The organism is Streptomyces sp. NPDC012835, assembly GCF_042900885.1.
Taxonomy (GTDB): domain Bacteria; phylum Actinomycetota; class Actinomycetes; order Streptomycetales; family Streptomycetaceae; genus Streptomyces.
Map to the genome: position 1 here is coordinate 380,726 of NZ_JBIBBW010000003.1, position 24,457 is coordinate 405,182.

Consider the following 24,457-nt stretch of genomic DNA (forward strand, 5'->3'; position numbering starts at 1 on the left):
GGCGGGTACGGCAGCGGAGCGCGCCGGTCGCCGTCCGGGGAGGGCGGCGGCCGGCGCGCGGGTGCGTGCGGGGCGGGTCTGCGGGGCGTTCGGGGCGTCCGGGGCGTTCGGGGCGTTCGGGGCGTTCGGGGCGTTCGGGCGGGCTACACGTAGTCCTCCAGCCGCGCCACGGCGTACCCCTTGTCCGTGATCCGCTTCAGCGCGGCCCGGATCAGGTCGGGCATGGTCGCGTTCCAGTCGTCACGGCCGCGGAAGTGCGTGAGGACGATGTCACCGGGGTGCAGGTCCTCGTCCCACTCGCGCCACTCCATGCGGTCGGGGTACGCCTCGGCCGTCCAGAGCGGCAGCCCCTTCACGCCGCAGGACTTGGCGGCGCGCACCGTGTCGCCGTTGTAGTTGCCGTACGGCGGCCGGAAGAGCGTGGGGCGCTTCCCGTAGCGCTTTTCGAGCTTGTCCTGCTGGTCGCAGATCTCGCGGCGCTGCTCCTCGTAGGACAGCCCCGGCAGGTACTTGTGGTTGAGCGTGTGGTTCTGGAGGGTGACGCCGCGGTCCTGCATCTGCTTGAAGTAGCCGTAGTTGTCGTTGATGACGTAGTCGCTGAGGAAGGCCGTGTACGGGATCTTCAGCTCGGTCATCATCCGCAGCAGCTCGGGGTCCTTCTCCATGCCGTCGTCCATCGTCAGGAAGACGACCTTGTCCTTGACCGGGACGGTGGTGAAGACGGGCGGCAGGTTCTCGCCCTCCTGCTCGTCCGCGATCTCGAAACCCTTGCGGTTGGTGATCTCCGGCTTGACGGCGGGCGGTGGCGGCACGGCCAGCGGGGTCTTCTCGAGTCCCCACTTCTTCGCCGCGACGGCGCGCACGGCCTGGGCCTTGCGCACCGCCTCGGCGTTCGAGGAGAGCGCGCCGGCCTCGCCCTTCCCCTGCTGTCCGTGCGGCGCCCCGGCGGCCGGGTGCCCCTGGTCGCGCTTCTGGCCGCCGGACTCCGTCTCCGCGCAGCCGGTGCCGACGGCGGCCACCAGCAGCACGGCCAGCAGCGCGCGGCCCCGCGCGGAGCGGCGGTGTCGGCGGGTGGGGTGTCCGGCGCGCGTCCGCGACGCGGCGAGCGTCTCCGCACCACCCGTACCCTCTGTGGCGATTTCTTCGTTTTGTCGTACTAGTTGCATGGCGTCGGATCCTGTCAGCGCGGAGCGCCTCCGCACGGCCGACACCGCCGCCGGGACGCGCACCATCCCTCGCCTGGCCCACAATGGACCGGGTGACCGACCGCGCCTCCTCCCCCGCCACGCCCGCTTCCGCCGCCGAAGGCACGCCCGCCGAGGCCCCCGCCGCCGAGGGCGCACCGGCCGAGGGCGCGCCCGCCGAGGGCGCACCGGCCGGGCCCGCGCCCGCCCTCCTCGCGCCGCTGCTCTCCGCCGAGGGGCAGGCCCTCCTCGCCGAACTGCGGGACCACGACCCCGCCGGGGAACTGGCGGTGGCGACCCGGCTGCGCCGCGATCACCCCGCCGAGCTGGTCTCGGCCGCGCTGGCCCAGGCCCGGCTGCGCCAGCGCGCGGTGGCGAAGTTCGGCGCGCGGGACGCCTACCGGATGTACTTCACGCCCAACGGCGTCGAGCAGGCCACCCGCGGCGCCGTCGCCGCCCACCGGGCGGCCAGGTTCCGGGCTCTCGTGACGCCGGCGGACGGCGGGACACCCCGCGTCACGGACCCCCGCGTGACCGCCCCGCGCGTCACGGACCTGTGCTGCGGCATCGGCGGCGACGCCATCGAGCTGGCGCGCGCGGGCCTCGCCGTGTCCGCCGTCGACATCGACCCGCTGACCTGCGAGATCGCCCGGACCAATCTGCGCACCCTGGTGCCCGGCGGACCGCCCGTGACGGTGACCCGGGCCGATGTGCTGGAGTACGACCTGACCGGCGCGGAAGCCCTGTTCATCGACCCGGCGCGGCGCGGCGGCCGGGGCAGGATCTTCAACCCGGAGGCGTACTCACCGCCGCTGTCCTGGGCGGTCGAGGCGGTACGCCGGGTCGGCACGGGCGCGATCAAGATCGCTCCGGGGATTCCGCACGAGCTGGTCCCGGACGACTTCGAGGCCGAGTGGATCTCGTACGGCGGCGACGTCAAGGAGGCCGTGCTCTGGCACCGGCCGGGCGCCGTCGTCCCCGGCACGCGCCGCGCCACGCTGCTCTCGTCCGGCGCCACCGTCACCCTGACGGGCCGCGGCCTGCCCGATCCGCCCGTCCGCCGCACCGGCCGGTTCCTGTACGAGCCCGATGGCGCCGTCATCCGCGCGCATCTGGTCGCCGAGGTGGCCGAGGAGCTGGACGGCGGGCTGATCGACGAGACGATCGCCTACATCACGGCGGACGAGGCCCGCCCGACGCCGTACGCGACCGCGTACGAGATCACCGATGAACTCCCCTTCCACCTGAAGCGGCTGAAGGCCCTGCTGCGCGAACGCGAGGTGGGCGTCCTGACGGTGAAGAAACGCGGTTCCGCCGTGGAGCCGGAGGAACTGCGCCGCCGGATGAAGCTGAAGGGCCCGCACGCCGCCACGGTCTTCCTCACCAGGGCGGCGGGCGCCCCGACCATGCTGATCGGCCGCCCGGTCGGGGCCTGACGCCCGCACACAACGGGAACGGGCCGGCGGGCTCAGCGGGCCTGGCTCAGGGCTCGGCGGACTCAGCGATGCGCGCCACCGCCCCGGCGGACCGGGCCCCGGCGCAGATACCGCTCGGCCCACAGCCGGTGGCCGACCGACTGGACCAGCCCCAGCACCCCCGTCAGCAGGACCGTGACGCCCAGACCCACCACGTACAGCAGCTCTCCCAGCACGAGCGACTCCGCCTCCACGGGATTCTCGGAGGCGGTCATGACCGTCGTCCAGGCGGGCAGCACCGTCGCCAGCCCCAGCAGGCACAGCGCGACCGACAGCAAGAGCCAGGTGTGACACCGGCCGGGCACCCGCAGCCGCCGGTCGCGCACGGGATCGGGGAAGACCGGGCCGGCGCCCGCCCACTCCACCAGACGCCGCCGGACGTCCCGGCCCCGGCTCGTCCACAGCGCGAGCCCGACGCCCGCCACGCCCAGCAGGACCAGCCCGAGGAGCAGCGCCATCAGTCCGGTCGCGACTCCGAGCCCGCCGCTCTCCACGCTCCGGACCGCCAGCCCCAACGCCGCCCAGCCGACCACGGCGACGGCCCCCAGCAGCCACAGCAGCGCCAGCCGTCCCACGGACATGGCCCGCCGGGCCAGCTCGGTCATGAGCCCGTCCCGGTCCGCGAGTTGAGCCTCGTGGTCGGCCCAGGAACGGATGTCCCGGGGAGGTGGCGGCAACGGAGCGCGGCTGATCATTCCGCAGAGGTTAGCGGTGCGGAGGGGCTTTTATTCAGTCGGGTCCCGGCGGGGCCGGGGGTAACCTCGCAACGCCGGAACCCCTCCGTCGCCCCCGCCCATCCATCCGCCCGTCCGTCCCTCCATCAGCCATGGGAGACGTCCATGAACCCCGCAGGGCCCGGAGCCGACGCCGACGACGACGCCACGACCGCGCGCGTCAGTCCGTCCCCGACCGCCGGCGAGCGGGAGATGCTCCGCTCGTATCTCGACTTCCACCGCGCGACGCTCGCCCTGAAGACCGAGGGCCTGAGCGACGAGGATCTGCGCCGGCGGTCGATGCCGCCCTCCACGCTCTGCCTGATGGGGCTGGTCCGGCACATGGCCGAAGTGGAACGCGCCTGGTTCCGCCGGGTCGTCGACGGGGAGGACATCCCGCTCGTCTGGTCCCCCGAGGGCGACTACCAGGTGGCGTACGACGCCGGAACCGCCACGCGCGAGGAGACGTTCGCCGCCTGGCGTGCGGAGGTCGCGCACGCCCGCCGGATCGAGGCGGCGGCCGAGTCGCTGGACGTGACCGCCCGCGCGGTGAGATCGGGCGAGGACGTGTCGCTGCGCATGGTGATGCTGCATCTGATCCATGAGTACGCCCGGCACAACGGCCACGCCGACCTCCTGCGCGAGGCGATCGACGGCAGCGTGGGCGCCTGACGCTCCGGTACGGACGGCCCGCCGCACCGGCCGGCGGCGGCGTTCCGCGAGGGCGTGTGTCAGAACCGCGCGGACGGGTCCACCCCGAGTAGCTTCGGGCGGTCCGCGCAACGAAGCCTGAAGCACCGCTCGCGACCGCTCCTCGGTGAGGTACGTCCATGCCGCCGCTCTCCCCCCTCTACCTGCTGCGAAGACTGCTCGGCAACGACCGGTGGCAGCGGCTGCACGTCAAGGCCGCCGCGTGGGCCGCCCTCGGGGTCGTGGTGGTCCTGCTGCTCGGCTCCTGGATCATCGTCCCGTTCGAGCGGCCGGCTCCCCGGGCGACCATCACCTCGTTCCCGCTCGCCCTGTGGTGGTCGGTCGAGACGGCGACCACCGTCGGGTACGGCGACCTCTATCCCGTGACCCTTGCCGGACGCCTCGTCGCGGGGGTGGTGATGCTCGTCGGGATCTCGGTCTTCAGCATCGTCACGGCATCCCTGGCCACCTGGTTCGTCGGCAGCGCGGCACGGCGTGCCCGCGAGGTCACCGAGGCGCTCGGAAACGCCGAGCGGAAGGGGGAGGCGGAAGCCGCCGACGAACTGCGCGCGCTACACGCCCGCTTCGACCACCTCGAACAGCTGGTGCGGCGCCCCGGCGGCCCCGCCGACCGGACCTGACGGCCCGTCCCCGACGCACCCGCCCCTGGTGCCTCCCCCCACCGGATACGGGGGCAGACCCCACTGTCCCGGACGCTCCCGCCGCCTACCGTTGCCCCATGGACGCCCACGACCCTGAGCTGAGGAAAGAACTCAACGCGACCCTCCAGGCCAGGCGGGACCTGGGGGAGGAATACGACTCCGCGCTCGTCGAATCCTTCCTGGAGAAGGTGGAGCGGCGGCTGGACGGTACGGTCGACCGCCGCGTACGCCGTCATCTCGCCGAGCAGCGGCTGGCGGCCGCGCGGGGGCCCTCGGGCGCGTCCGGCGCCGCTGACAGCTTCGGGTTCGGTGAGCGCTTCGGCTTCGCGGTGATCTCGCTGATCCTCGCCATCCCGCTCTCGGCCATCGCGGTCGTGAACGCCGGGATCGGCGGGCTGATCGTCTGCTGGCTGGGCGTCGTCGGGGTGAACGCCCTGAACTCGGCGCACCGGATGCCCCGGGTCTCGTGGAGCCGGGCGAAGGAGCGGCGGCGCGAGTCCTCGGACTGGGAGGGCTGACCGGCACTCGGGTCTCCCCGAAACGGCGGGCCCGTCGCGGCGCCGCCGCGGAAAGGGGCAGAGGAAGAGGTAGTCGCGGGGACCGCCGCACCCCCGTTTCCGGGGGGCGGGACGACGGCGGTCCCCGCGAGGGACACGCTCCGGGTCAGGGCCGGTTGACGCGTCCTGGCGTCCATGGAGGTCCGGGAGCCGCTCCGGATGTCCTTGACGCCGACAACAACCAATGTGCCGGACGCGTGTTAAGCCGGTGCTGCGCGGACGTGTCGCGCTCGTACCACTTTCGCGAACCCACGCCGTCGCGCGGGGGTCTCACCGGCCGCGCGTGGCTACTTGGCGTCCCTGGAGAGGTACGCCAGCAGATCCTGCCTGCTCACCACGCCGGTCGGCTTGCCCTCCACCAGCACGATCGCGGCGTCCGCCGCACCGGGACCGCTCAGCACGGCCATCAGGTCGGCCACCGGCTCGCCCGAGCCGACCTGCGGCAGCGGGGAGGACATGTGCTTCTCCAGCGGGTCGCCGAGCGAGGCGCGCTGGGTGAACAGCGCGTCGAGCAGCTCCCGCTCGACCACGGAGCCGATGACCTCGGCGGCCATCACGTCCGGGTGCCCGGCGCCCGGCTTGACGATCGGCATCTGCGAGACGCCGTACTCCCGCAGCACCTCGATGGCCTCGCCGACGGTCTCCTCCGGGTGCATGTGCACGAGCGTCGGGATGGGGCCCGCCTTGTACTGGAGCACGTCGGAGACGCGCGGCGAGTCCCCGCTGTGGTCGAGGAAGCCGTAGTCGTTCATCCACTCGTCGTTGAAGATCTTGCTGAGGTAGCCCCGGCCGCTGTCCGGCAGCAGGACGACCACCACGTCGTCGGGCCCGAGCCCCTCCGCCACCTTCAGCGCGGCCACCACCGCCATGCCGCAGGAGCCGCCGACGAGCAGGCCCTCCTCCTTGGCGAGGCGCCGGGTCATCTGGAAGGAGTCCTTGTCGGAGACGGCGACGATCTCGTCCGTCACCGTACGGTCGTACGCCGTCGGCCAGAAGTCCTCACCGACGCCCTCGACCAGGTACGGCCGTCCCGAGCCGCCCGAGTAGACCGAGCCCTCGGGGTCGGCGCCCACGATCCGCACCCGCCCGTCGCTGGCCTCCTTGAGGAAGCGGCCGGTACCGGAGATGGTGCCGCCCGTACCGACGCCCGCGACGAAATGGGTGATCTTCCCGTCCGTCTGCCGCCACAGCTCGGGACCGGTGGTCTCGTAGTGCGAACGGGGGTTGTTCGGGTTGCTGTACTGGTCCGGCTTCCAGGCCCCCGGCGTCTCGCGCACCAGCCGGTCGGAGACGTTGTAGTACGAGTCGGGGTGCTCGGGATCGACCGCCGTGGGGCAGACGACGACCTCGGCGCCGTACGCGCGCAGCACATTGATCTTGTCGGTGGAGACCTTGTCGGGGCAGACGAAGACGCACTTGTAGCCCTTCCGCTGGGCCACGATGGCAAGGCCGACGCCCGTGTTGCCGCTCGTCGGTTCGACGATCGTGCCGCCGGGCCGCAGCTCCCCGCTCTCCTCGGCGGCTTCGATCATGCGCAGGGCGATCCGGTCCTTGACCGATCCGCCGGGGTTGAAGTATTCGACCTTGGCCAGGACTGTCGCCTGAATGCCTTCGGTCACGCTGGTCAGCTTCAGCAGCGGGGTGTTGCCAACCAGACTGATCATCGAGTCGTGGAATTGCACCGTAGTCTCCGGGGTCTCCGTGATGGTCCGGCCAGCGTATGCGTCCGCGAGTGAGATTGGGCGACGGTCCTTACGGGGCAGTTAGCTGGTGTACGTGCCCTTCGACCGGACGACCGGGGCGCGTACTCGCACGCACAAGGAGGTGACGCGGACGGTGTCGAGGGCGAGGGTGGCACGGCGGATCGCCGCGGGCGCGGCATACGGCGGCGGCAGCATCGGGCTGCTGGGCGCGGCGGGAGTCGGGGTACTGCTGGCCGAGGTCCAGCTCGCGAAGCGCTCGGTGGGCGGCGGGATCGCCCCCGTACCGCCCCGTGGGGACGGCTGGTACGGGCTGGCCTTCGGGCACACCGAGCCGCTGCGGATGGGCATGCTCGGCGACTCCACGGCGGCGGGCCAGGGCGTACGCAGGGCGGGGCAGACGCCGGGGGCGCTGCTGGCCTCGGGGCTCGCGGCGGTCGCGGAACGACCGGTGGACCTGCGGAACGTGGCGCTGCCGGGGGCCAGGTCGGACGATCTGGAGCGCCAGGTCACCCAGCTGCTGTCGGCGACGTCCCACCCTCCGGACGTGTGCGTGATCATGATCGGCGCCAATGACGTGACGCACCGGATGCCGGCGACCGAGTCGGTGCGGTGCCTGGCGGCGGCGGTACGGCGGCTGCGGACGACCGGCGCGGAGGTCGTCGTCGGCACCTGCCCGGATCTGGGCACGATCGAGCCGGTGTACCAGCCGCTGCGCTGGCTCGCCCGCCGGGTGAGCCGGCAGCTGGCCGCCGCGCAGACGATCGTGGCGGTCGAGCAGGGCGGCCGTACGGTCTCGCTGGGGGACCTGCTGGGCCCGGAGTTCGCCGCGAACCCCCGGGAGCTGTTCGGCCCGGACAACTACCACCCCTCGGCCGAGGGGTACGCGACGGCCTCGATGGCGGTCCTGCCCACGCTCTGCGCGGCGCTGGGCCTGTGGCCGGAGACGGACCACCTCGACGCGACCCGGGACGAGGACATGCTCCCGGTGGCGAAGGCGGCTTCGGTGGCGGCGGCCCAGTCGGGTACGGAGGTCACGGGCGTCCGCGCGCCCTGGGCGCTGCTCAAGCACCGCAGGCGCCGCCATGTGCTGCCCACCGCCGACGCGCGGGCGGGCGCCGCGGAGAAGGAGGAGAGCGTCGAGCGGGACGCCGGGCACTCCCCGAGCAAGCAGTGACCGGCACCCGACAGAGCACGGAGCACCGAGCACCGAGCACCGAGCACCGAGCACCGAGCACCGAGCACAAACGCTGCGCACGAACACTGGGCACTGAGCAAGTACGGGGCAAGCCCTGCCCACCTGACTGAGCAAGCGCTTAGAAAAGAGTCCCGCATCACACGTCCGCCCCGGTGACCCACGCCCTACGTGCGGGTAACTTCCCCCTCAGTCCTGCCTTTCTCGCCCTCATGGAGCCGTGATGCCAGAAGCCGTGATCGTCTCTGCCGCCCGTTCCCCGATCGGCCGGGCCTTCAAGGGCTCGCTCAAGGAGCTGCGGCCCGACGACCTGACCGCCACCATCATCGAGGCCGCGCTCGCGAAGGTCCCCGGGCTGGACCCGCGCGACATCGACGACCTGATGCTCGGCTGCGGCCTCCCCGGCGGCGAGCAGGGCCACAACCTCGGCCGGATCGTCGCCGTACAGCTCGGGATGGACCATCTCCCCGGCTGCACCGTCACCCGGTACTGCTCCTCCTCGCTCCAGACCTCCCGGATGGCGCTGCACGCCATCAAGGCGGGCGAGGGCGACGTCTTCATCTCGGCGGGCGTCGAGATGGTCTCGCGCTCGGTCAACGGCAGCTCCGACGGCATGCCCGGCACGCACAACCCGCTCTTCGCCGACGCCGAGGCCAGGACCGCCGAGGTCGCGCAGAGCGAGGGGGCCGGGTGGCACGACCCGCGCAAGGACGGCCTGGTCCCCGACGCGTACATCGCGATGGGCCAGACGGCGGAGAACCTGGCCCGGCTCAAGGGCGTGACGCGCCGGGAGATGGACGAGTTCGGCGTACGGTCGCAGAACCTCGCCGAGGAGGCCATCAAGAACGGCTTCTGGCAGCGCGAGATCACGCCCGTGACGACCCCGGACGGCACGGTGGTCTCGGCGGACGACGGCCCGCGCCCCGGCATCACCCTGGAGGGCACCCAGGGCCTCAAGCCCGTCTTCCGCCCCGACGGCCTGATCACGGCCGGCAACTGCTGTCCGCTGAACGACGGCGCCGCCGCCCTCGTGATCATGTCCGACACCAAGGCGCGCGAGCTGGGCCTCACACCGCTGGCCCGCATCGTCTCCACCGGAGTGACCGGCCTCTCGCCGGAGATCATGGGGTACGGGCCGGTCGAGGCGTCGCGCCAGGCGCTCTCCCGGGCCGGGCTGACCATCGACGACATCGACCTGGTGGAGATCAACGAGGCGTTCGCCGCCCAGGTCATCCCGTCCTACCGGGACCTGGGCGTCCCGCTGGAGAAGCTGAACGTCAACGGAGGCGCGATCGCCGTCGGCCACCCCTTCGGCATGACCGGCGCCCGGATCACCGGCACGCTGATCAACAGCCTCCAGTTCCACGATAAGCAGTTCGGCCTGGAGACGATGTGCGTGGGCGGGGGCCAGGGAATGGCGATGGTGATCGAGCGGCTGAGCTGAGCCGCCGCGGCGGGCGGGGACCGGCCGGGCCCCGAGCCGGACCCGTCCGGTCCCGCGCGCGGCCGTCGCGCACCGTAGTCGCTCCGTACCGAAAACACTGATTCGCGGCACCGATCCCCAGTCGTGACTGAATCTCCCCCAGGATGTGACCTATCCCCGGGGGAGATTCGTTTGCCCAGGTCAGGACCGCGCGCGCGGAAAACATAAGGCACAAAGACCTATCCATTTCATGACGTAATGCACTGACGACGGGCACGGGCCCGCGACAAGCTGAGGTAGGAAGTCGGGGGTATCGATCGGAATCGGGAGTAGTCAGTGAGCGCCATGTCTCTTGCCCTGCTGCTGACCACGGCCACCGCCACGGCCGTGGGTGTCGCTGCCCTGCACGCCGCTCATGTGCTGCGCCGGCAGGTCAGCGCCCTGCGCCGCGAACTGGTGGCGGCCCGGCCGGGCGACCTCTCCGCCTCCGTCCCGCACGCCAGGAACGCGATGCACCCCACCCAGACCCACGCCATACGGACCGCTGTGGCCGAGGCGCTGGCCGAGGAGCGGGAACGCGAGCTGGCCGAGGCGCGCGCCTTCTGGGCCGCGCAGGAGGCCAGGGACGCGGCCGACGCCCCGTCGATGCTGGGCGGGACGGCCGGAACGGGTACCGAGGACACGCCCTTCTACGTGCCGCGCCAGGCGGACTTCGCCGGCCTGGAGGCGCTGCGGTTCGACGGCGCCGGCGAGACCGACGCGCTGGAGTCCCTCGAAGCGCTGGACGACTTCACGGACTTCACCGATTTCGCGGACTACCCCGAGCTGACCGAGGTCAGCGGGCCCGCCGAGGCCGGCGAGTTCGCCGAGGACTCCCCCGAGCTGGCCGCCGCCCGTCGCCGGCACCCCTCGCACCCGGACTTCGTACCGGTCAGGACGCCGGTCGTCACCGACCACGAGCGGACCGTCGCGCGGCTGGAGGAGCTGGCCGAGACCCGTACCGCGCTCGCGGACGTCCGGCCGGGACCGCTGGGCACACTCGACGTCTATGTCTTCGCGGACGGTACGACGCTCTGCATGACGCCGGGCCACCGCGAGACCGCCGAGCGGCTCGCCGACGCGCTGCGGGCCGGTGAGACCCCGTTCCTGCTGGGCGGCTCCGGCGTCTCCGGCGCCTACGCCCTGACCTTCGCGTGCGGCGACGACGCCCCCGGTGCCGACACCGGCGAGAGCGCGGACGGCGCCGAGCACGTGTACATCCTTGCGGACCGCGTCATAGCCTCGCTGTAGGCACCGGACCCGCCGCGCGGGCCCGCCCTCACAGCTTCGCGGCGGCCACCGTCCGCTCGACCAGCCTCACGGCCTCGTCCAGTTCGGCTTCGGACGGGGCCGTTCGCCATGCCTCCACCAGATCCGCCGCGGCGACGGTGAGTTGGTCGGCGACGGCGAAGACCCCCGCGTCCGGCATGATCCGCGGCTCCGCGCCGGCCTTTTCGAGCCGCTGGGCCCGTACGGACAGTTCCCTGGCCAGCGCGAGCGCGGCGGCGGCCGCGCCGCGCTGGAGCCGGCTCTGCGGCGCGCTGCGCAGCCGGTCGGCGAATCGGTCCGTGGCGGCCGTCAGGGGCGTTGTATCGAGCACGCGGCGACCCTACGCGCCCGCTCCGCTCCCCTGCCAGCAGGTACCGGCGGGTCTTGCCAACGGCGGGGCGCTCAGGCACGGTGGGCGGAAAGGACCAGTAAGCGCGAAGCGTCCGGAGGCGCCGATGTCCCTTGTCTTCTCCGAAGAGACCCATCGCAACCTGCTCTCCCGCATCCCCCATTGCACCGGTCGCGAGATCTCCGACTGGCTGCGCACCGTCGAGGAAGGCCCGTCCCTCTTCCGTTTCGAGGAGAAGGTCAGCTGGCTCAGGAGTGAGCACGACCTCGCGTACGGACACGCGAAGGCGATCGTGCACGAGTACGACCTGCGGCGGGCCGCCCGCCGGCTCCGGTAACCCGTCCAGCGAAGCGGCCGGCATCCGAGGAGCGGCACACGAAGAAGGGGTCCCCGGGCAGTTGCCCGCGGACCCCTTCGGCGCTTCGGTGACGCGCCGTCCTTCGTACTGCCGGTTAGTCGTTGCCCGACAGGATCGAGAAGAGGCGCAGCATCTCCATGTAGATCCACACCAGGGTCACGGTGAGGCCGAAGGCCGCGAGCCAGGACTCCTCGCGCGGAGCGCCGTACGCGACGCCGTCCTCGACCTGCTTGAAGTCGAGCGCCAGGAAGCAGGCGCCGAGGATGATCCCGATGACGCCGAAGAGGATGCCCGGAAGGCCACTGCGGAAGCCGAGGCCGTCACCGCCGGCGAAGACGCTGAAGAGCAGGTTGGCCAGCATCAGGAGCATGAAGCCCATGGCGGCGGCCATCACGAAGCCGTAGAAACGCTGCGTGACGCGGATCCAGCGCATCTTGTACGCGACGAGGACACCGGCGAAGACCGCCATCGTGCCCATGACCGCCTGAATCACCGCGCCATCAGCGACGTAGGTGCTCACCACGTTGCTGATCACGCCGAGGAAGACACCCTCGAAGGCGGCGTACGACAGGATCAGCGCGGGGGCCGGCTTGCGCTTGAACGCCTGGATCATCGACAGGACGAACGCCACGAGCACGGCGCCGATCGCGATGCCGTAGGACTTGCCCAGGTTGGCCTGGTCCACCGGCAGGAGGACCCAGGACAGGACGGCGGTCAGGACGACCGTGCCCAGTGTCATGGCGGTGCGCGTCACGACGTCGTCGATCGTCATCACGTCGGCGCGCGCGGGCGCCTGCGGGCCCGCCCCGAACTGGGCGCCCTGCTGGGGCGCGTACGGGTTGGTCGCGTAAGGGTTGGTTCCAACGGCGGCGCCCCCGGCCTGCGGCGCCGCGTTGAAGCCCGCGTGGCCGTTGTCGCGGCTGAAGCCCCGTCGCGAGAAGACCGGGTTACTGCTCCTCATCTCACTCCTCCATGGCCACCCAGCGTGGCCTTGCGTCAAGAGTAATGGGAGAGCAAAGCATGCGCCCTAGTGCTCGGGGAGGATCTTTCGTCAATCGTGACGTGGGGCGCGGGCCCCGCGTCCCGGAGAGTGCGCCGTGTCACACAGGAAACCCCGGCCTGCGCACCGCGGACCGCCCGTGCCGACCGGTGATGTGCCCTGAGCCGGACGTGTACGGCGAGGCACACGGCGATCGAAGAGGTGCCGTCCTCCGGGACCGGGACGCTGGTCGTCATAGAGGCGACCACATCGGCCCGCGAGGCCGGGCGTGGCGCTTCACGCTTTCTACGCCGGCGACCGCTCGGCGACGGCACCGAGGCGTTCCTGGAAGACCTTCGGCGCGTCCGGAGTGAGCGTGAGCAGAGCGACCATGCTGGTCGGCAGCACGTCGCACAGCTCGTGCTGGACGTCCTCCCACGTGTGACCGTGCCCCTGGTGCGTCCGTGGGGGGCCCGGCCGGACTCCGGCCGGGCCCCCCACGGCTGTCTGCTCGATCCCTGGCCCGCTGCGGGCGTTGATGGGGCGACAGCACACGAGTCGGCCGCGATCCGGGCGAGGAGGACTCCCCCGTGCGGGCCGGCTGTCTCGCACACCCGGGGGCACGCGAGCTTGCCGACTCCTCGCGGGACCATGCTCAAGAAGGGACGACCCGTCCGCGTTCTTCCGCCTCGCGAGGTGCGCCATGACCGGAACGTGGCGGCGCCGTGCGCCCACGGTGCGCTCAAGCGCACAGGGAGTGATAGCGGAGACCGGTCGCTTGCGCTGTTCACGCGCGGTGCGCTGTGATGTGCCCGGAGCCGGACTTGAACCGGCACGCCCCCGAGGGGCAGCGAGGTTTAAGCTCGCCGTGTCTGCATTCCACCATCCGGGCACGGCGCGCGACGCCGCGTTGGCACAGGAGCCTATCGGGACACACCACTCGAACAGCCGAGTGGCTACCCGATGTTGTCTTATTTTATTGACGTCTGAGGGTGCGTCAGGACACGTATCGGCCCATCCGCACATGCCGGGCGCGGTCGGGCATCTCGTAACGAGGCTCACAGGAATGACGAAAAGTCGCCGCCCGGTCACGCAATCGGCATCTCGCCGCAGGCGTCTCGGGGGTCCTGTCATACCCGAGGAGGAGGGCGCGCCCCGGCGGTCAGACCCAAGAGGGCCCCGGGAACGGGCACGGGGGCGGACGCCCGGGGGGCGCGTGGACGGAACGATGGGAGCCGTCCCCGCAGCAAGCCCGTCCCGACAGGAGATCCTCCCGTGACCACCACTCCGATCGCCCACCGCGCCACCTCGGTCGCCGCCCACGCCCACGAGCTGTCGAAGGTCTACGGAATGGGCGAGACCCAGGTGGTCGCGCTCGACAAGGTGACCGTGGACTTCCGGCAGGGCGAGTTCACCGCGATCATGGGGCCGTCCGGCTCGGGCAAGTCGACCCTCATGCACTGCGTGGCCGGCCTCGACAGCTTCAGCTCGGGGTCCGTACGAATCGGGGACACCGAGCTGTCCACCCTGAAGGACAAGCAGCTCACCCAGTTGCGCCGGGACAAGATCGGCTTCATCTTCCAGGCGTTCAACCTGCTGCCGACCCTGACGGCGCTGGAGAACATCACCCTCCCGATGGACATCGCGGGCCGCAAGCCCGACAAGCAGTGGCTGGACCAGGTCATCAGCATGATCGGGCTGGCCGACCGGCTCGGCCACCGCCCCACCCAGCTCTCCGGCGGCCAGCAGCAGCGGGTCGCGGTGGCGCGCGCCCTGGCCTCCCAGCCCGAGATCATCTTCGGTGACGAGCCGACCGGAAACCTCGACTCGCGCTCCGGCGCCGAGGTGCTGGGCTTCCTGCGGAATTCCGTTCGAGAGCTGGGTCAGACCGTCGTCATGGTGACGCACGACGCCACGGCCGCCTCGTACGCGAACCGCGTGATCTTCCTCGCCGACGGCCGGATCGTCGACGAGATGCTCGACCCGACCGCCGACGGCGTGCTCGACCGGATGAAGGCGTTCGACGCCAAGGGCCGTACCAGCTGACGCACCCGCTGGATCCGACGCTCCGTCAACCCGGGTGTGCGGCACACCGCTCCCCGGCCCTGTCCACCTGCCCCGGCCCCTCCACACCAGGAATCCCACCATGTTCCGTACCGCCCTGCGCAATGTGCTCTCGCACAAGGCCAGGCTGTTGATGACCGTGCTCGCCGTCATGCTCGGCGTCGCCTTCGTCTCCGGCACCCTGATCTTCACCGACACCCTGAGCAACGCCTTCCGCAACCAGAGTGCCAAGAGCTACAAGGACATCGCCGTCGGCGCCCACGCCTGGGACACCCGCGGCGACGACAGCGACTCCGACTCGGCCGAGGGGACTCCCGGCGTCGACCAGAAGACCGTCGACCGGATCGGGGAGCTGAACGGCGTCGCCTCCGTCACCAGTCGGGTCAGCGGCTTCGCCGGGGTCGGCGACCCCGAGGGCAAGCTGATCGGCAACGGCTGGTCCAACACCGGGGGCAACTTCGCGCCCGGCGAGGACGGCAAGGACCCGGCCTACGACTTCACCGAGGGCTCGGGCCCGACCGCCGCCGGCCAGGTCGCCCTGGACAAGGACACCGCCTCCCGGGGCAAGTACAAGGTCGGTGAGAGGGTGCGCGTAGCCACCAACGGGCCGGTGAAGGAGTACACCCTCAGCGGGATCTTCACCACCGAGGACGGCGCGGTCAACGCGGGCGGCAGCCTGGTGCTGTTCAGCACGGACGTCGCCCAGAAGCTCTATCTGGAGCCCGGCTACTTCAGCGAGCTGTCCGTCACCGCGAAGGCGGGGGCCTCGCACGACGAGATCCGCGCGCAGATGGTGAAGCTCCTCCCCAAGGACTCCGACGTGAAAACGGGCGAGCAGCTCGCGAGCGACCAGGCCAAGGACATCGAGAGGGGGCTGTCCAGCCTCAATCAGATGCTGCTGGGCTTCGCGGGCGTCGCGCTGTTCGTCGGGGTCTTCCTGATCTCCAACACCTTCACCATGCTGGTCGCCCAGCGCACCAAGGAGCTGGCGCTGCTGCGCGCCGTCGGCGCCTCCCGCCGCCAGGTCAAGCGCTCGGTGCTGATCGAGGCCGGGGTGGTGGGGGTGGTCGCCTCCGCGATCGGTTTCGCCATCGGTCTCGGACTCGCGGTCGGGCTGCGGTCCGCGATGGGGCTGATGGACGCCAAGGTCCCCGCGGGCCCGCTGATCGTCTCGGGTACGGCGGTCATCGCCGCCTTCGCCGTCGGTGTGCTGATCACCGTCCTGGCCGCCTGGCTGCCCGCCCGCAAGGCCGCGAAGATCCCGCCGGTTGCGGCGATGGGCAGCGCGCACCTGGCCCCCACCACCAAGTCGCTGGTCGTCCGCAACTCCATCGGCGGCGTGCTGGCCCTGATCGGCTCGGCCGTGATCGTGCTCGGCGCGTCGGCCGACGAGGACGGCGGGTACATCATCGGCGCCGGCGCGTTCCTGATGATGCTCGCCGTCATCGTGCTGATCCCGCTGCTGTCGCGGCCCGTCATCGCCCTCGTCCGGCCGGTGCTCAGCTCGGTCTTCGGGGTCTCCGGCAAGCTGGCCAGCCTGAACGCCGTCCGTAATCCCCGGCGCACCGGTGCCACCGCCTCCGCGCTGGCCATCGGGCTCACACTGGTCACCACGCTCACCGTCGTCGCCATCACGGTCGGCACGGCCATCGACAAGTCGACGTCGGACAACATCAGGGCCGACTACCAGGTGTCGATGGCGAGCTTCGACGACCTCGACCCGTCGGCGGTCGACGCACTGCGGAAGGCACCCGGGGTGTCCGCGCTCTCGCCGCGGCAGATGGTCTCGTTCGAAGGCGACGGCTGGTACGAGAACGCCACCGCGCTCTCCCCCGGCGATCTGGAGAAGGTCTTCAGCCTCAAGACCGTCTCGGGCTCCCTCGCCTCGCTGGCGAAGGACGCGAACACCATCGCGGTCAGCGAGAAGGTCGCCAAGTCGCGGGGCTGGAAGCCCGGCGACACCGTCCCGGCGAAGTTCGGCGACGGCAAGAAGGAGGAGCTGAAGGTCGGCGCCGTCATCCAGGAGGTCGACTTCCTGGGCAGCGTGCTCACCTCCATCGAGCTGTCCGACCGGCACGAGGCCAAGCCGTACATCACCGAGATCTGGGTGAAGACGTCCGGCGGCGCGAGCGCGGCGAACGAGCAGGCTCTCGTGGACGCGCTGGGCAAGAACCCGGCGATCAGCGTCAAGGACATGGAAGGCGTCAAGAACGAGTTCAGCGGCATGATCAACACGATGCTGAACATCCTGTACGGCCTGCTGGGGATGGCCCTGATCATCGCGGTCCTGGGCGTGGTCAACACGCTGGCGATGTCCGTCTTCGAACGGCAGCAGGAGATCGGCATGCTGCGCGCCATCGGCCTGGACCGCACCAAGGTCAAGCGGATGATCCGGCTGGAGGCGGTGGTGATCTCGGTCTTCGGCGCGCTGATCGGAGTGGGGCTCGGCACCTTCCTGGGCTGGGCGATCGGCCAGACCATCAAGGAGAGCATCCCGGACTACGCGCTGGTCATCCCGTGGGACCGGATCGCGCTGTTCATGGTGCTGGCCGCAGTGGTGGGCATGCTGGCCGCGCTGTGGCCGGCCCGCAGCGCCGCGAAGCTGAACATGCTGACGGCGATCAAGACCGAATAGGACCGGTCGGCCGTACAGGGCCTCGGCGACACGGAGGGCCGGACCCCGGGAACGGGGTCCGGCCCTCGCGCCGTACGGTGCGGGCCGACCGGGGCCGGGCTCCGGTCAGCCCGCACCACGCGGCGTCAGGCGCCCCACCGCCGGGCCCGCAGAGGCAGGCCCGACGCGCCGCTCTCCGGGGTCTTCACGGCGAGGATCTGGTTCACACCGATCCTGTTGCGCTCGAAGGAGAGCGCGGAGGCCGCCATGTAGAGCCGCCAGACGCGGGCGCGCCCGGCGGAGGTGGCGCGTACGGCCTCGGTCCAGTGCTCCTCCAGGTTCCGTACCCAGCCGCGCAGGGTCAGGGCGTAGTGCTCCCTGATCGACTCGACGTCACGCGCCTCGAAGCCCGCTTCCTCCAGGGTGGCGAGGGTGCGGCCGAGGGGCGCCAGTTCGCCGTCGGGGAAGACGTACGCGTCGATGAACTCGTCGATCTCGTACGCGCCCTCGTCCTTCTCCGGGCGGCGGGCGATCTGGTGGTTGAGCAGCCGTCCGCCGGGTTTCAGCAGGGCGTAGAGGTCGTCGGCGTACTCGCGGTACCGCACCGAGCCGACATGCTCGGCCATGCCGATGGACGAGATCGCGTCGTAGGGACCGTCCTTGACGTCGCGGTAGTCCTGGACGCGGATGTCGATGCGGTCGGTGAGTCCCTCCTCCGCGATGCGCTTGCGGGCGTAGGCGGCCTGCTCGCGGGAGAGGGTGACGCCGGTGACCCGGGCGCCGTATTCGCGGGCGGCGTGCATGGCCATCGAGCCCCACCCGCAGCCGACGTCCAGCAGCCGGTCGCCCTCCTGGAGGGCGAGCTTGCGGCAGATCAGGTCGAGCTTGTCGCGCTGTGCGTCTTCGAGTCCGTATCCCGTGCCCGTGGCGCCCTCGGTACTCCAGTAGGCGCACGAGTAGACCATGGAGGGGCCGAGGACCAGCTCGTAGAAGTCGTTGCCCACGTCGTAGTGGTGGCTGATCGCCGCTTTGTCCCGGCGTCTGGTGTGCAGCGCTCCGGTGCGGCGGCGGATCTCCTCCGGGGGCGGCGGGGGCGGCGGCAGGGCGCCCCCGAGCCGGACGAGCCCCCGGGCGGCGGCGCGCATCCGGGGGTCGCGTACGGGGTGGATCGTGTCCTTCGCGTCGGCTCCGCGTTCCCAGATGAGTCCGGCGAGGCGGTCGAGGACGGCGTACAGATCGCCTTCCACGTCGATCTCGCCGGCCACCCAGGCCCGGGCGAGCCCCAGCTCCCCGGGCTTCCACAGGAGCCGGCGCAGGGCGCGGCGGTTGCGGATGATCAGCGTCGGAGCGTCCGGCGGGCCCGCTTCGCTGCCGTCCCAGGCACGGATACGGACCGGGAGCGGGTCCCCCAGCAACTCTTCGGCGAGAGTGGTGAGCCGCAGTGCGGCGTCGGCCATGGCGTGTACCTCCGTGGTGGGTGGGCCCGGACGTGCTCAACACCACGTAAACACCGGAGGGGTGTCCGCGCAGTCCCGACTGCGCGCAATGGGAAGGCAAAATACTTGCACCTACCACGTACTTTCGCACGGTACGGGTGGGACGCGGGCCCGCGAGGCGGGCACGCGAAAGGGCCGCCCGCACCACGGATGGCGGGCGGCCCCTTCGAGGCTGCGGTACTGCGGGTACTGCGGCGGCGGTTCCGCGCTCGCGCTACGGAACCCGGGAGCGCGTCAGGACGCCTTGGCCTTCTCCGGCTCCGACGAAGCGGCGGCCGGGGCCGGCTTCGCGGCCTCGTAGAACTCCTCGCGCGGCGTCTCCATGGCGCCGAGCGAGACGACCTCGCGCTTGAGGAACATGGCGAGCGTCCAGTCGGCGAAGACCCGGATCTTGCGGTTCCAGGTCGGCATGGCCATGCCGTGGTAGCCACGGTGCATGTACCAGGCGAGCCGGCCCTTCACCTTGATCTTCATCTTGCCCATGACGATCATCGCGACGCCCTTGTGCACGCCGAGACCGGCGACCGCACCCTTGTTGGCGTGGCTGTAGTCCGCCTGCGGGAAGCCGCGCATCCCGGAGATCACGTTGTCGCCGAGGACCTTCGCCTGCCGCAGCGCGTGCTGGGCGTTGGGCGGGCACCAGGCGTTCGGGTTGCCGGCCTTGCGGCCGACGACGTCCGGGACCTGGGCGTTGTCGCCGGCGGCCCAGATGTAGTCGGTGCCCTGCACCTGGAGCTTCTCGCTGGTGTCCACGTGGCCGCGCGGGCCGAGCGGGAGACCGTAGCGGGCGAGCGCCGGGTTCGGCTTGACGCCGGCGGTCCACACGATGGTGTTGGAGTCGACCTCCAGACCGTTGTTGAGCACCACGTGGCCGTCCACGCAGGAGTCCATGCCGGCCTTGAGATAGATCTCGATGCCGCGGCTCTCCAGGTGCTCCTTGCCCCAGGCGCCCAGCTTCGGACCGACCTCGGGAAGGATCTTGTCGGCGACGTCCACGAGGACGAAGCGCATGTCCTCGCGCTTCACGTTCGTGTAGTACTTGGCGGCGTCCCGCGCCAGGTCCTCGACCTCACCGATGGTCTCCGCGCCGGCGAAGCCACCACCCACGAAGACGAAGGTCAGCGCCTTGCGGCGGACTTCCTCGTCGGTCGTGGAGTCGGCCTTGTCCAGCTGCTCCAGTACGTGGTTGCGCAGCCCGATGGCCTCCTCGATGCCCTTCATGCCGATGCCCTGCTCGGCGAGGCCGGGGATCGGGAAGGTGCGGGAGACCGCGCCGAGCGCGACGACCAGGTAGTCGAAGGGCAGCTCGTAGGCCTCGCCGACGAGCGGCGCGACCGTGGCGACCTTGCGGTCCTGGTCGATGGTCGTGACCCGACCGGTGAGCACCTCAGCCTTGGGCAGCACGCGTCGCAGCGGTACGACGACATGCCGAGGCGAAATGCTGCCGGCGGCGGCTTCGGGGAGGAAGGGCTGGTACGTCATGTACGAGCGGGGGTCGACAACCGTGACGGTCGCCTCCCCGTAGCGCATCTTCTTCAGAATGCGACGAGCTGCGTACAGGCCTACGTACCCACCGCCTACAACGAGGATCCTGGGACGCTCCGTGGTGCTCATGCCATCGAGTATCCACCTCCCCCCGAGGGGGTGCTCGTGAGCCCCTTCACAAGAAGTGGACGCCCTCGTGCTACACTCCGCCGCCCACGTGATCGAGATCGCACCCCTGAAGGGGAACCGGACCGGGTGTTTGGACGTTGTCCACCCCTTGTGAGCTGCCCATCCGTGGTTCGCGCCGGGAACGGCCGACCGCCCCGTTCATCTCGCCGCAACGCGCCCGGAACCGCCCGGTATAAGGGCGTCGGCGGCCCGCACTCCTGACAGAAGGCGCCGGACGGCGGCAGGAACACCCAGGAGTGCCGAATTCCTTGTGAAGAACTTCACGAAGTTTCTCGCGGGACCGGCTCCGCACCGGGTGATTCGCCGGGATCGCCCCCGCGGACCGCCCGGTGCGGACGGCGGTGGACAGCCGCGTACGGCAGCCCTCAGCCGGCCACCGACCAGGCGATCCCGTCCAGGATGTCGTGCTCGCTGACGACGACCTCCCGCGCCCCGGTGCGCTCCATGACGCCGAGCAGGATGAGGCAGCCCGCACCGATGACGTCCACCCGGCCGGGGTGCAGGACGGGGATCGCGGCGCGCTCGTCGTGGGTGGCGGCCAGCAGCCGGCCGGTGACCGCCTCGACCTGCTCGTAGGAGATCCGGGAGCGGTGGATCGCGGTGGAGTCGTACCTCTCCAGGCCGAGCGCGATCGCGGCGACCGTGGTGACGGAACCGGCCAGGCCGACCAGGGTGCGGGGCTCGCGGAGCGGGACCGTCTCCTCCGCCACGTCGAGGGCGGCCTCGACATCGGCGCGTATGGCGGCGACCTGCTCGGGCGTGGGCGGATCGCCGGCCGTCCCGTCGTCCCGCCCGAGGTGGCGCTCCGTCAGCCGGACGCAGCCGATGTCCACCGACCGCGCGGCGCGCACCTCGTCGTCGCCGACGACGAATTCGGTGGAGCCGCCGCCGATGTCCACGACCAGGCGGCTGTCGCCTCCCGGCAGTTCCTTGGTGGCGCCGGTGAAGGAGAAGGCCGCCTCCTGGTCACCGGTGATCACCTCCGGCTCCACGCCCAGGATGTCCACGACACCGCGCACGAAGTCGTCGCGGTTCTCGGCGTCGCGCGAGGCGGAGGTGGCCACGAAGCGGAGCCGCTCGGCGCCGTGCTCCTCGATGACGGCGGCGTACTCGCGGCAGGCGGCGAAGGTGCGCTCCAGCGCCTCCGGGGCCAGCCGGCCCGTCCGGTCGACGCCCTGGCCCAGCCGGACGATCGTCATCCGCCGGTCCAGGTCGGTCAGTTCGCCCGTCCGCGGGTCGGCGTCGGCGACCAGCAGCCGGATCGAGTTCGTACCGCAGTCGATGGCGGCGACCCTGGTCATGCCGTACCCCCGTCCGTGGCCCCGGCGGCGCACGGGGTGACGCAGGGGCCCTTGGCCCACCACTCGGGCAGCATCGCGAGCGCCTCGTCCCCCAGCGGGTTCACCCCGGGTCCGGCCGCCAGCGAGTGGCCGACCAGGACGTGCAGGCACTTGACCCGGTCCGGCATACCGCCGGCGCTGGGGAAGCCCTCCAGCACCTCGATGGCGTCGCGCCGGGCGAGGTAGTCCTCGTGCGCCGCGCGGTAGGCGACGGCCAGCTCCGGGTCGGTGGCCAGACGTTCCGTCATCTCCCGCATGACGCCGTTGGCCTCCAGCGTGCCGATGGCCGAGGCCGCGCGCGGGCAGGTGAGGTAGTACGTGGTCGGGAAGGGCGTGCCGTCGGGGAGCCGGGGGGCGGTCTCCACCACGTCCGGCTGTCCGCACGGGCAGCGGTGCGCGATGGCGCGCAGTCCGCGCGGGGGACGGCCGAGCTGTTCCTTGAAGGCCGCGACGTCCGCGTCGGTGGGCTCGGTGCGTTCGGTCTGCGGAGGGGGCGTGTCCATGCCTGCCTTGTTCTGAAAGTTCTGCGGTTGAGGTGGGCGAAGGGCCGCGGCCGCGCGCTACTTGTCCGGCCGGTCCGCGTTGTCCACGCCGTCCATGACGTTCGAGTACCAGGGCCGGTCGGCCGCGCCCCGGTCCTCGCGCCGCTCCTTGGCGGTCTCCGGGTCGATCACGGTGTAGCCCGTCTCACCCGGCATCAGATAGTGGAGATGCTCGCGGGCCAGCCGCTGGATGTAGGCGTCGTCCCTGAGCCGCGCCTTCTCGTCGCGCAGCTCCTCGACCCGGAGCTTCGCCTCACGGGCCACCCGCTCCTGGTCGGCGATCTCGTTGCGCTGCGACACGTACTGCCGCATCGGATACGCGAGCGCCACCACGAGCGTGCAGACCACGAGGGCGAGGAAGGCGGCGCGCCCGGTGAGCCGGGAGCGGCGGTCCTGCCTGCGGTTCTGCGAGCGGTAGACACGGGCGGCGGTCTGCTCACCGAGCAGCCGCAGCCTGGTAGCGGTGGAGAACCGGTCCCGGTTCCCGGCCATCGCTCGCCTCCCCTGTCACGTGCGTACGTCCCCGGACACGGTACGGGACCGTGGCCGGGGACGTACGCACGACGGGCGGTGGGCCACCGCCCTCGTACGGGTCGTTCCGTTCCCCGCGGGGAACGGCCGACTACTGCTCGTTCGCCGGGCGGAAACGCGGGAACGCGCTGCGGCCCGCGTACACCGCGGCGTCGTCGAGGATCTCCTCGATGCGCAGCAGCTGGTTGTACTTGGCGACGCGGTCCGAGCGGGCCGGGGCGCCGGTCTTGATCTGGCCGCAGTTCACGGCGACGGCGAGGTCGGCGATGGTGACGTCCTCGGTCTCGCCCGAGCGGTGGGACATCATGCACTTGAAGCCGTTGCGCTGGGCCAGCTCGACGGCGTCCAGGGTCTCGGTCAGCGAGCCGATCTGGTTGACCTTGACGAGCAGGGCGTTGGCGGAGCCCTCCTCGATGCCGCGCGCGAGGCGCTCCGGGTTGGTGACGAACAGGTCGTCGCCGACGATCTGGACCTTGGAGCCCAGCTTGTCGGTGATGACCTTCCAGCCGTCCCAGTCGTCCTCGAAGAGCGGGTCCTCGATGGAGACGAGCGGGTAGGCGTCGACCAGCTCCTCGTAGTACTCGGTCATCTCGGCGGCCGAGCGCGACTTGCCCTCGAACTCGTAGACGCCGTCCTTGTAGAACTCGGACGCGGCGACGTCGAGCGCGAGCGCGATGTCGCGGCCGGGGACGTAGCCGGCCTCCTTGACGGCTTCCAGGATGAGGTCGAGCGCGGCGCGGTTGGACTCCAGGTTCGGCGCGAAGCCGCCCTCGTCGCCGAGGCCGGTGGACAGGCCCTTCTGCTTCAGGACCTTCTTGAGGGTGTGGTAGACCTCGGCGCCCCAGCGCAGCGCCTCGGAGAAGGACTCCGCGCCGATCGGGGCGATCATGAACTCCTGGATGTCCACGTTGGAGTCGGCGTGCGAGCCGCCGTTCAGGATGTTCATCATCGGAACGGGCAGCAGGTGCGCGTTCGGGCCGCCGAGGTAGCGGAAGAGGGGGAGGTCCGAGGCTTCGGAGGCGGCGTGCGCGACGGCGAGCGAGACACCGAGGATGGCGTTCGCGCCGAGCGAGCCCTTGTTCTCGGTGGCGTCCAGGTCGATCATCGCCTGGTCGATCAGGCGCTGCTCGGTGGCGTCGTACCCGACCAGCTCCGGGCCGAGCTGCTCGATGACGGCGAGGACGGCCTTCTCGACGCCCTTGCCCAGGTAGCGGCTGGCGTCTCCGTCGCGGAGTTCGACGGCCTCGAACGCACCGGTGGAGGCACCGGAGGGGACAGCAGCACGACCGGTGCTGCCGTCGTCGAGGCCGACCTCGACCTCGACCGTGGGGTTGCCTCGGGAGTCGAGGATTTCCCGGGCTACGACGACGTCGATGGACGGCACGAGCATCTCCTTCTGGGATGTGACGCGTGGGTGCAGGGTCTCATTGGCCTTGCGCCATGAGCCTAACCGGCCCGGGATGATCGGTCGGCGCGAGGCCGCCCCCTATCACCCTCTACTGACCGGTAACACCGGAGAACCGGGGCCGCACGGCCGAAACCCCGGCCCGGCGCGTACGGGGGTGAACGCGCCGGACCGGGGAGATCGGGGGTGCGCCCGGGC

21 protein-coding genes and 1 tRNA gene are annotated in these 24,457 nt (G+C 71.2%); 10 read left to right on the forward strand and 12 right to left on the reverse strand.

The window, feature by feature from the left end:
• Positions 1-143 precede the first annotated feature (143 nt).
• The gene (locus tag ACFY6S_RS14955; RefSeq protein ID WP_388816087.1) at positions 144-1,166 is read right to left on the reverse strand and encodes a polysaccharide deacetylase family protein; all 1,023 of its coding nucleotides are present in this window, start codon (positions 1,164-1,166) and stop codon (positions 144-146) included.
• A gap of 83 nt (positions 1,167-1,249) precedes the next feature.
• Here ACFY6S_RS14955 and ACFY6S_RS14960 point away from each other — a divergent pair, with 83 nt between their 5' ends.
• Positions 1,250-2,620, forward strand: a complete 1,371-nt coding sequence (locus ACFY6S_RS14960) for an SAM-dependent methyltransferase (RefSeq protein ID WP_388816090.1) — start codon at positions 1,250-1,252, stop codon at positions 2,618-2,620.
• A 62-nt stretch (positions 2,621-2,682) separates the two neighbouring features.
• On the opposite strand, the gene ACFY6S_RS14965 is transcribed toward ACFY6S_RS14960, so the two are convergent.
• On the reverse strand, positions 2,683-3,354 hold the full coding sequence (locus ACFY6S_RS14965) for a hypothetical protein (protein ID WP_388816093.1): 672 nt from the start codon (positions 3,352-3,354) through the stop codon (positions 2,683-2,685).
• A gap of 144 nt (positions 3,355-3,498) precedes the next feature.
• On the opposite strand from ACFY6S_RS14965, the gene ACFY6S_RS14970 reads away from it, so the two are divergent.
• The 3 genes from ACFY6S_RS14970 (at position 3,499) to ACFY6S_RS14980 (ending at position 5,242) form a co-directional block, all read left to right on the forward strand.
• On the forward strand, positions 3,499-4,044 hold the full coding sequence (locus tag ACFY6S_RS14970; RefSeq protein ID WP_388816096.1) for a DinB family protein: 546 nt from the start codon (positions 3,499-3,501) through the stop codon (positions 4,042-4,044).
• Positions 4,045-4,202: 158 nt separating this feature from the next.
• Positions 4,203-4,703: a potassium channel family protein gene (locus tag ACFY6S_RS14975; protein WP_388816099.1), complete on the forward strand. Its 501-nt coding sequence runs from the start codon at positions 4,203-4,205 to the stop codon at positions 4,701-4,703.
• Between the two features lie 98 nt (positions 4,704-4,801).
• Positions 4,802-5,242, forward strand: coding sequence for a hypothetical protein (locus ACFY6S_RS14980; RefSeq protein ID WP_388816102.1), 441 nt, complete (start codon positions 4,802-4,804; stop codon positions 5,240-5,242).
• A 326-nt stretch (positions 5,243-5,568) separates the two neighbouring features.
• Here the strand turns inward: ACFY6S_RS14980 and ACFY6S_RS14985 are convergent, their stop codons facing one another.
• Positions 5,569-6,963 (reverse strand): cystathionine beta-synthase, encoded by a 1,395-nt coding sequence (locus ACFY6S_RS14985; protein WP_388816105.1) that lies wholly within the window; start codon positions 6,961-6,963, stop codon positions 5,569-5,571.
• A 169-nt stretch (positions 6,964-7,132) separates the two neighbouring features.
• Here ACFY6S_RS14985 and ACFY6S_RS14990 point away from each other — a divergent pair, with 169 nt between their 5' ends.
• The 3 genes from ACFY6S_RS14990 to ACFY6S_RS15000 all read left to right on the forward strand — a co-directional run bounded on the left by ACFY6S_RS14990 (position 7,133) and on the right by ACFY6S_RS15000 (position 10,889).
• Positions 7,133-8,158, forward strand: a complete 1,026-nt coding sequence (locus ACFY6S_RS14990; RefSeq protein WP_388817957.1) for an SGNH/GDSL hydrolase family protein — start codon at positions 7,133-7,135, stop codon at positions 8,156-8,158.
• 241 nt (positions 8,159-8,399) lie between these two features.
• Positions 8,400-9,620, forward strand: coding sequence for an acetyl-CoA C-acetyltransferase (locus tag ACFY6S_RS14995; protein WP_388816108.1), 1,221 nt, complete (start codon positions 8,400-8,402; stop codon positions 9,618-9,620).
• A gap of 324 nt (positions 9,621-9,944) precedes the next feature.
• Positions 9,945-10,889: a hypothetical protein gene (locus ACFY6S_RS15000; RefSeq protein ID WP_388817960.1), complete on the forward strand. Its 945-nt coding sequence runs from the start codon at positions 9,945-9,947 to the stop codon at positions 10,887-10,889.
• 28 nt (positions 10,890-10,917) lie between these two features.
• On the opposite strand, the gene ACFY6S_RS15005 is transcribed toward ACFY6S_RS15000, so the two are convergent.
• Positions 10,918-11,238: a hypothetical protein gene (locus ACFY6S_RS15005; RefSeq protein ID WP_388816111.1), complete on the reverse strand. Its 321-nt coding sequence runs from the start codon at positions 11,236-11,238 to the stop codon at positions 10,918-10,920.
• A 124-nt stretch (positions 11,239-11,362) separates the two neighbouring features.
• Here ACFY6S_RS15005 and ACFY6S_RS15010 point away from each other — a divergent pair, with 124 nt between their 5' ends.
• Positions 11,363-11,593 (forward strand): DUF4287 domain-containing protein, encoded by a 231-nt coding sequence (locus ACFY6S_RS15010; RefSeq protein ID WP_388816113.1) that lies wholly within the window; start codon positions 11,363-11,365, stop codon positions 11,591-11,593.
• Between the two features lie 115 nt (positions 11,594-11,708).
• Here ACFY6S_RS15010 and ACFY6S_RS15015 read toward each other — a convergent pair whose 3' ends face one another.
• Together ACFY6S_RS15015 and ACFY6S_RS15020 are read right to left on the reverse strand one after the other, a co-directional pair.
• Positions 11,709-12,575 (reverse strand): Bax inhibitor-1/YccA family protein, encoded by an 867-nt coding sequence (locus ACFY6S_RS15015; RefSeq protein WP_388816116.1) that lies wholly within the window; start codon positions 12,573-12,575, stop codon positions 11,709-11,711.
• A gap of 827 nt (positions 12,576-13,402) precedes the next feature.
• Positions 13,403-13,485 (reverse strand) — tRNA-Leu (locus tag ACFY6S_RS15020).
• Positions 13,486-13,868: 383 nt separating this feature from the next.
• Here ACFY6S_RS15020 and ACFY6S_RS15025 point away from each other — a divergent pair.
• Positions 13,869-14,639 (forward strand): ABC transporter ATP-binding protein, encoded by a 771-nt coding sequence (locus ACFY6S_RS15025; RefSeq protein WP_388816119.1) that lies wholly within the window; start codon positions 13,869-13,871, stop codon positions 14,637-14,639.
• Positions 14,640-14,739: 100 nt separating this feature from the next.
• On the forward strand, positions 14,740-17,292 hold the full coding sequence (locus ACFY6S_RS15030) for an ABC transporter permease (RefSeq protein ID WP_388816122.1): 2,553 nt from the start codon (positions 14,740-14,742) through the stop codon (positions 17,290-17,292).
• A gap of 125 nt (positions 17,293-17,417) precedes the next feature.
• On the opposite strand, the gene ACFY6S_RS15035 is transcribed toward ACFY6S_RS15030, so the two are convergent.
• The 6 genes from ACFY6S_RS15035 to eno form a co-directional block, all read right to left on the reverse strand.
• Positions 17,418-18,728, reverse strand: coding sequence for a class I SAM-dependent methyltransferase (locus ACFY6S_RS15035; protein ID WP_388816125.1), 1,311 nt, complete (start codon positions 18,726-18,728; stop codon positions 17,418-17,420).
• 273 nt (positions 18,729-19,001) lie between these two features.
• Positions 19,002-20,381 carry an NAD(P)/FAD-dependent oxidoreductase gene (locus ACFY6S_RS15040; RefSeq protein WP_388816128.1) on the reverse strand — a complete coding sequence of 460 codons (1,380 nt, stop codon included), beginning with the start codon at positions 20,379-20,381 and terminating at the stop codon, positions 19,002-19,004.
• A 425-nt stretch (positions 20,382-20,806) separates the two neighbouring features.
• Positions 20,807-21,742, reverse strand: a complete 936-nt coding sequence (locus ACFY6S_RS15045; protein WP_388816131.1) for an exopolyphosphatase — start codon at positions 21,740-21,742, stop codon at positions 20,807-20,809.
• Entirely contained in the window at positions 21,739-22,284 is a 546-nt protein-coding gene (locus ACFY6S_RS15050) for a DUF501 domain-containing protein (protein ID WP_388816134.1), read from the reverse strand. The genes ACFY6S_RS15045 and ACFY6S_RS15050 overlap by 4 nt, the downstream gene beginning before the upstream one ends.
• A 57-nt stretch (positions 22,285-22,341) precedes the next feature.
• A complete protein-coding gene (locus ACFY6S_RS15055; RefSeq protein ID WP_388816136.1) occupies positions 22,342-22,815 on the reverse strand; it encodes a septum formation initiator family protein in 474 nt (157 codons plus the stop codon).
• A 130-nt stretch (positions 22,816-22,945) separates the two neighbouring features.
• Positions 22,946-24,244, reverse strand: coding sequence for a phosphopyruvate hydratase (eno, locus tag ACFY6S_RS15060; protein WP_388816139.1), 1,299 nt, complete (start codon positions 24,242-24,244; stop codon positions 22,946-22,948).
• Between the last annotated feature and the right edge of the window lie 213 nt (positions 24,245-24,457).

What these genes read in the sequence shown, in the direction of transcription:
- ACFY6S_RS14955 (WP_388816087.1), bottom strand. Translation starts at nt 1,166, where the DNA reads ATGCAACTAGTACGACAAAACGAAGAAATCGCCACAGAGGGTACGGGT.
- ACFY6S_RS14960 (WP_388816090.1), top strand. Translation starts at nt 1,250, where the DNA reads ATGGACCGGGTGACCGACCGCGCCTCCTCCCCCGCCACGCCCGCTTCC.
- ACFY6S_RS14965 (WP_388816093.1), bottom strand. Translation starts at nt 3,354, where the DNA reads ATGATCAGCCGCGCTCCGTTGCCGCCACCTCCCCGGGACATCCGTTCC.
- ACFY6S_RS14970 (WP_388816096.1), top strand. Translation starts at nt 3,499, where the DNA reads ATGAACCCCGCAGGGCCCGGAGCCGACGCCGACGACGACGCCACGACC.
- ACFY6S_RS14975 (WP_388816099.1), top strand. Translation starts at nt 4,203, where the DNA reads ATGCCGCCGCTCTCCCCCCTCTACCTGCTGCGAAGACTGCTCGGCAAC.
- ACFY6S_RS14980 (WP_388816102.1), top strand. Translation starts at nt 4,802, where the DNA reads ATGGACGCCCACGACCCTGAGCTGAGGAAAGAACTCAACGCGACCCTC.
- ACFY6S_RS14995 (WP_388816108.1), top strand. Translation starts at nt 8,400, where the DNA reads ATGCCAGAAGCCGTGATCGTCTCTGCCGCCCGTTCCCCGATCGGCCGG.
- ACFY6S_RS15000 (WP_388817960.1), top strand. Translation starts at nt 9,945, where the DNA reads ATGTCTCTTGCCCTGCTGCTGACCACGGCCACCGCCACGGCCGTGGGT.
- ACFY6S_RS15010 (WP_388816113.1), top strand. Translation starts at nt 11,363, where the DNA reads ATGTCCCTTGTCTTCTCCGAAGAGACCCATCGCAACCTGCTCTCCCGC.
- ACFY6S_RS15015 (WP_388816116.1), bottom strand. Translation starts at nt 12,575, where the DNA reads ATGAGGAGCAGTAACCCGGTCTTCTCGCGACGGGGCTTCAGCCGCGAC.
- ACFY6S_RS15030 (WP_388816122.1), top strand. Translation starts at nt 14,740, where the DNA reads ATGTTCCGTACCGCCCTGCGCAATGTGCTCTCGCACAAGGCCAGGCTG.
- ACFY6S_RS15035 (WP_388816125.1), bottom strand. Translation starts at nt 18,728, where the DNA reads ATGGCCGACGCCGCACTGCGGCTCACCACTCTCGCCGAAGAGTTGCTG.
- ACFY6S_RS15040 (WP_388816128.1), bottom strand. Translation starts at nt 20,381, where the DNA reads ATGAGCACCACGGAGCGTCCCAGGATCCTCGTTGTAGGCGGTGGGTAC.
- ACFY6S_RS15045 (WP_388816131.1), bottom strand. Translation starts at nt 21,742, where the DNA reads ATGACCAGGGTCGCCGCCATCGACTGCGGTACGAACTCGATCCGGCTG.
- ACFY6S_RS15050 (WP_388816134.1), bottom strand. Translation starts at nt 22,284, where the DNA reads ATGGACACGCCCCCTCCGCAGACCGAACGCACCGAGCCCACCGACGCG.
- ACFY6S_RS15055 (WP_388816136.1), bottom strand. Translation starts at nt 22,815, where the DNA reads ATGGCCGGGAACCGGGACCGGTTCTCCACCGCTACCAGGCTGCGGCTG.
- eno (WP_388816139.1), bottom strand. Translation starts at nt 24,244, where the DNA reads ATGCTCGTGCCGTCCATCGACGTCGTCGTAGCCCGGGAAATCCTCGAC.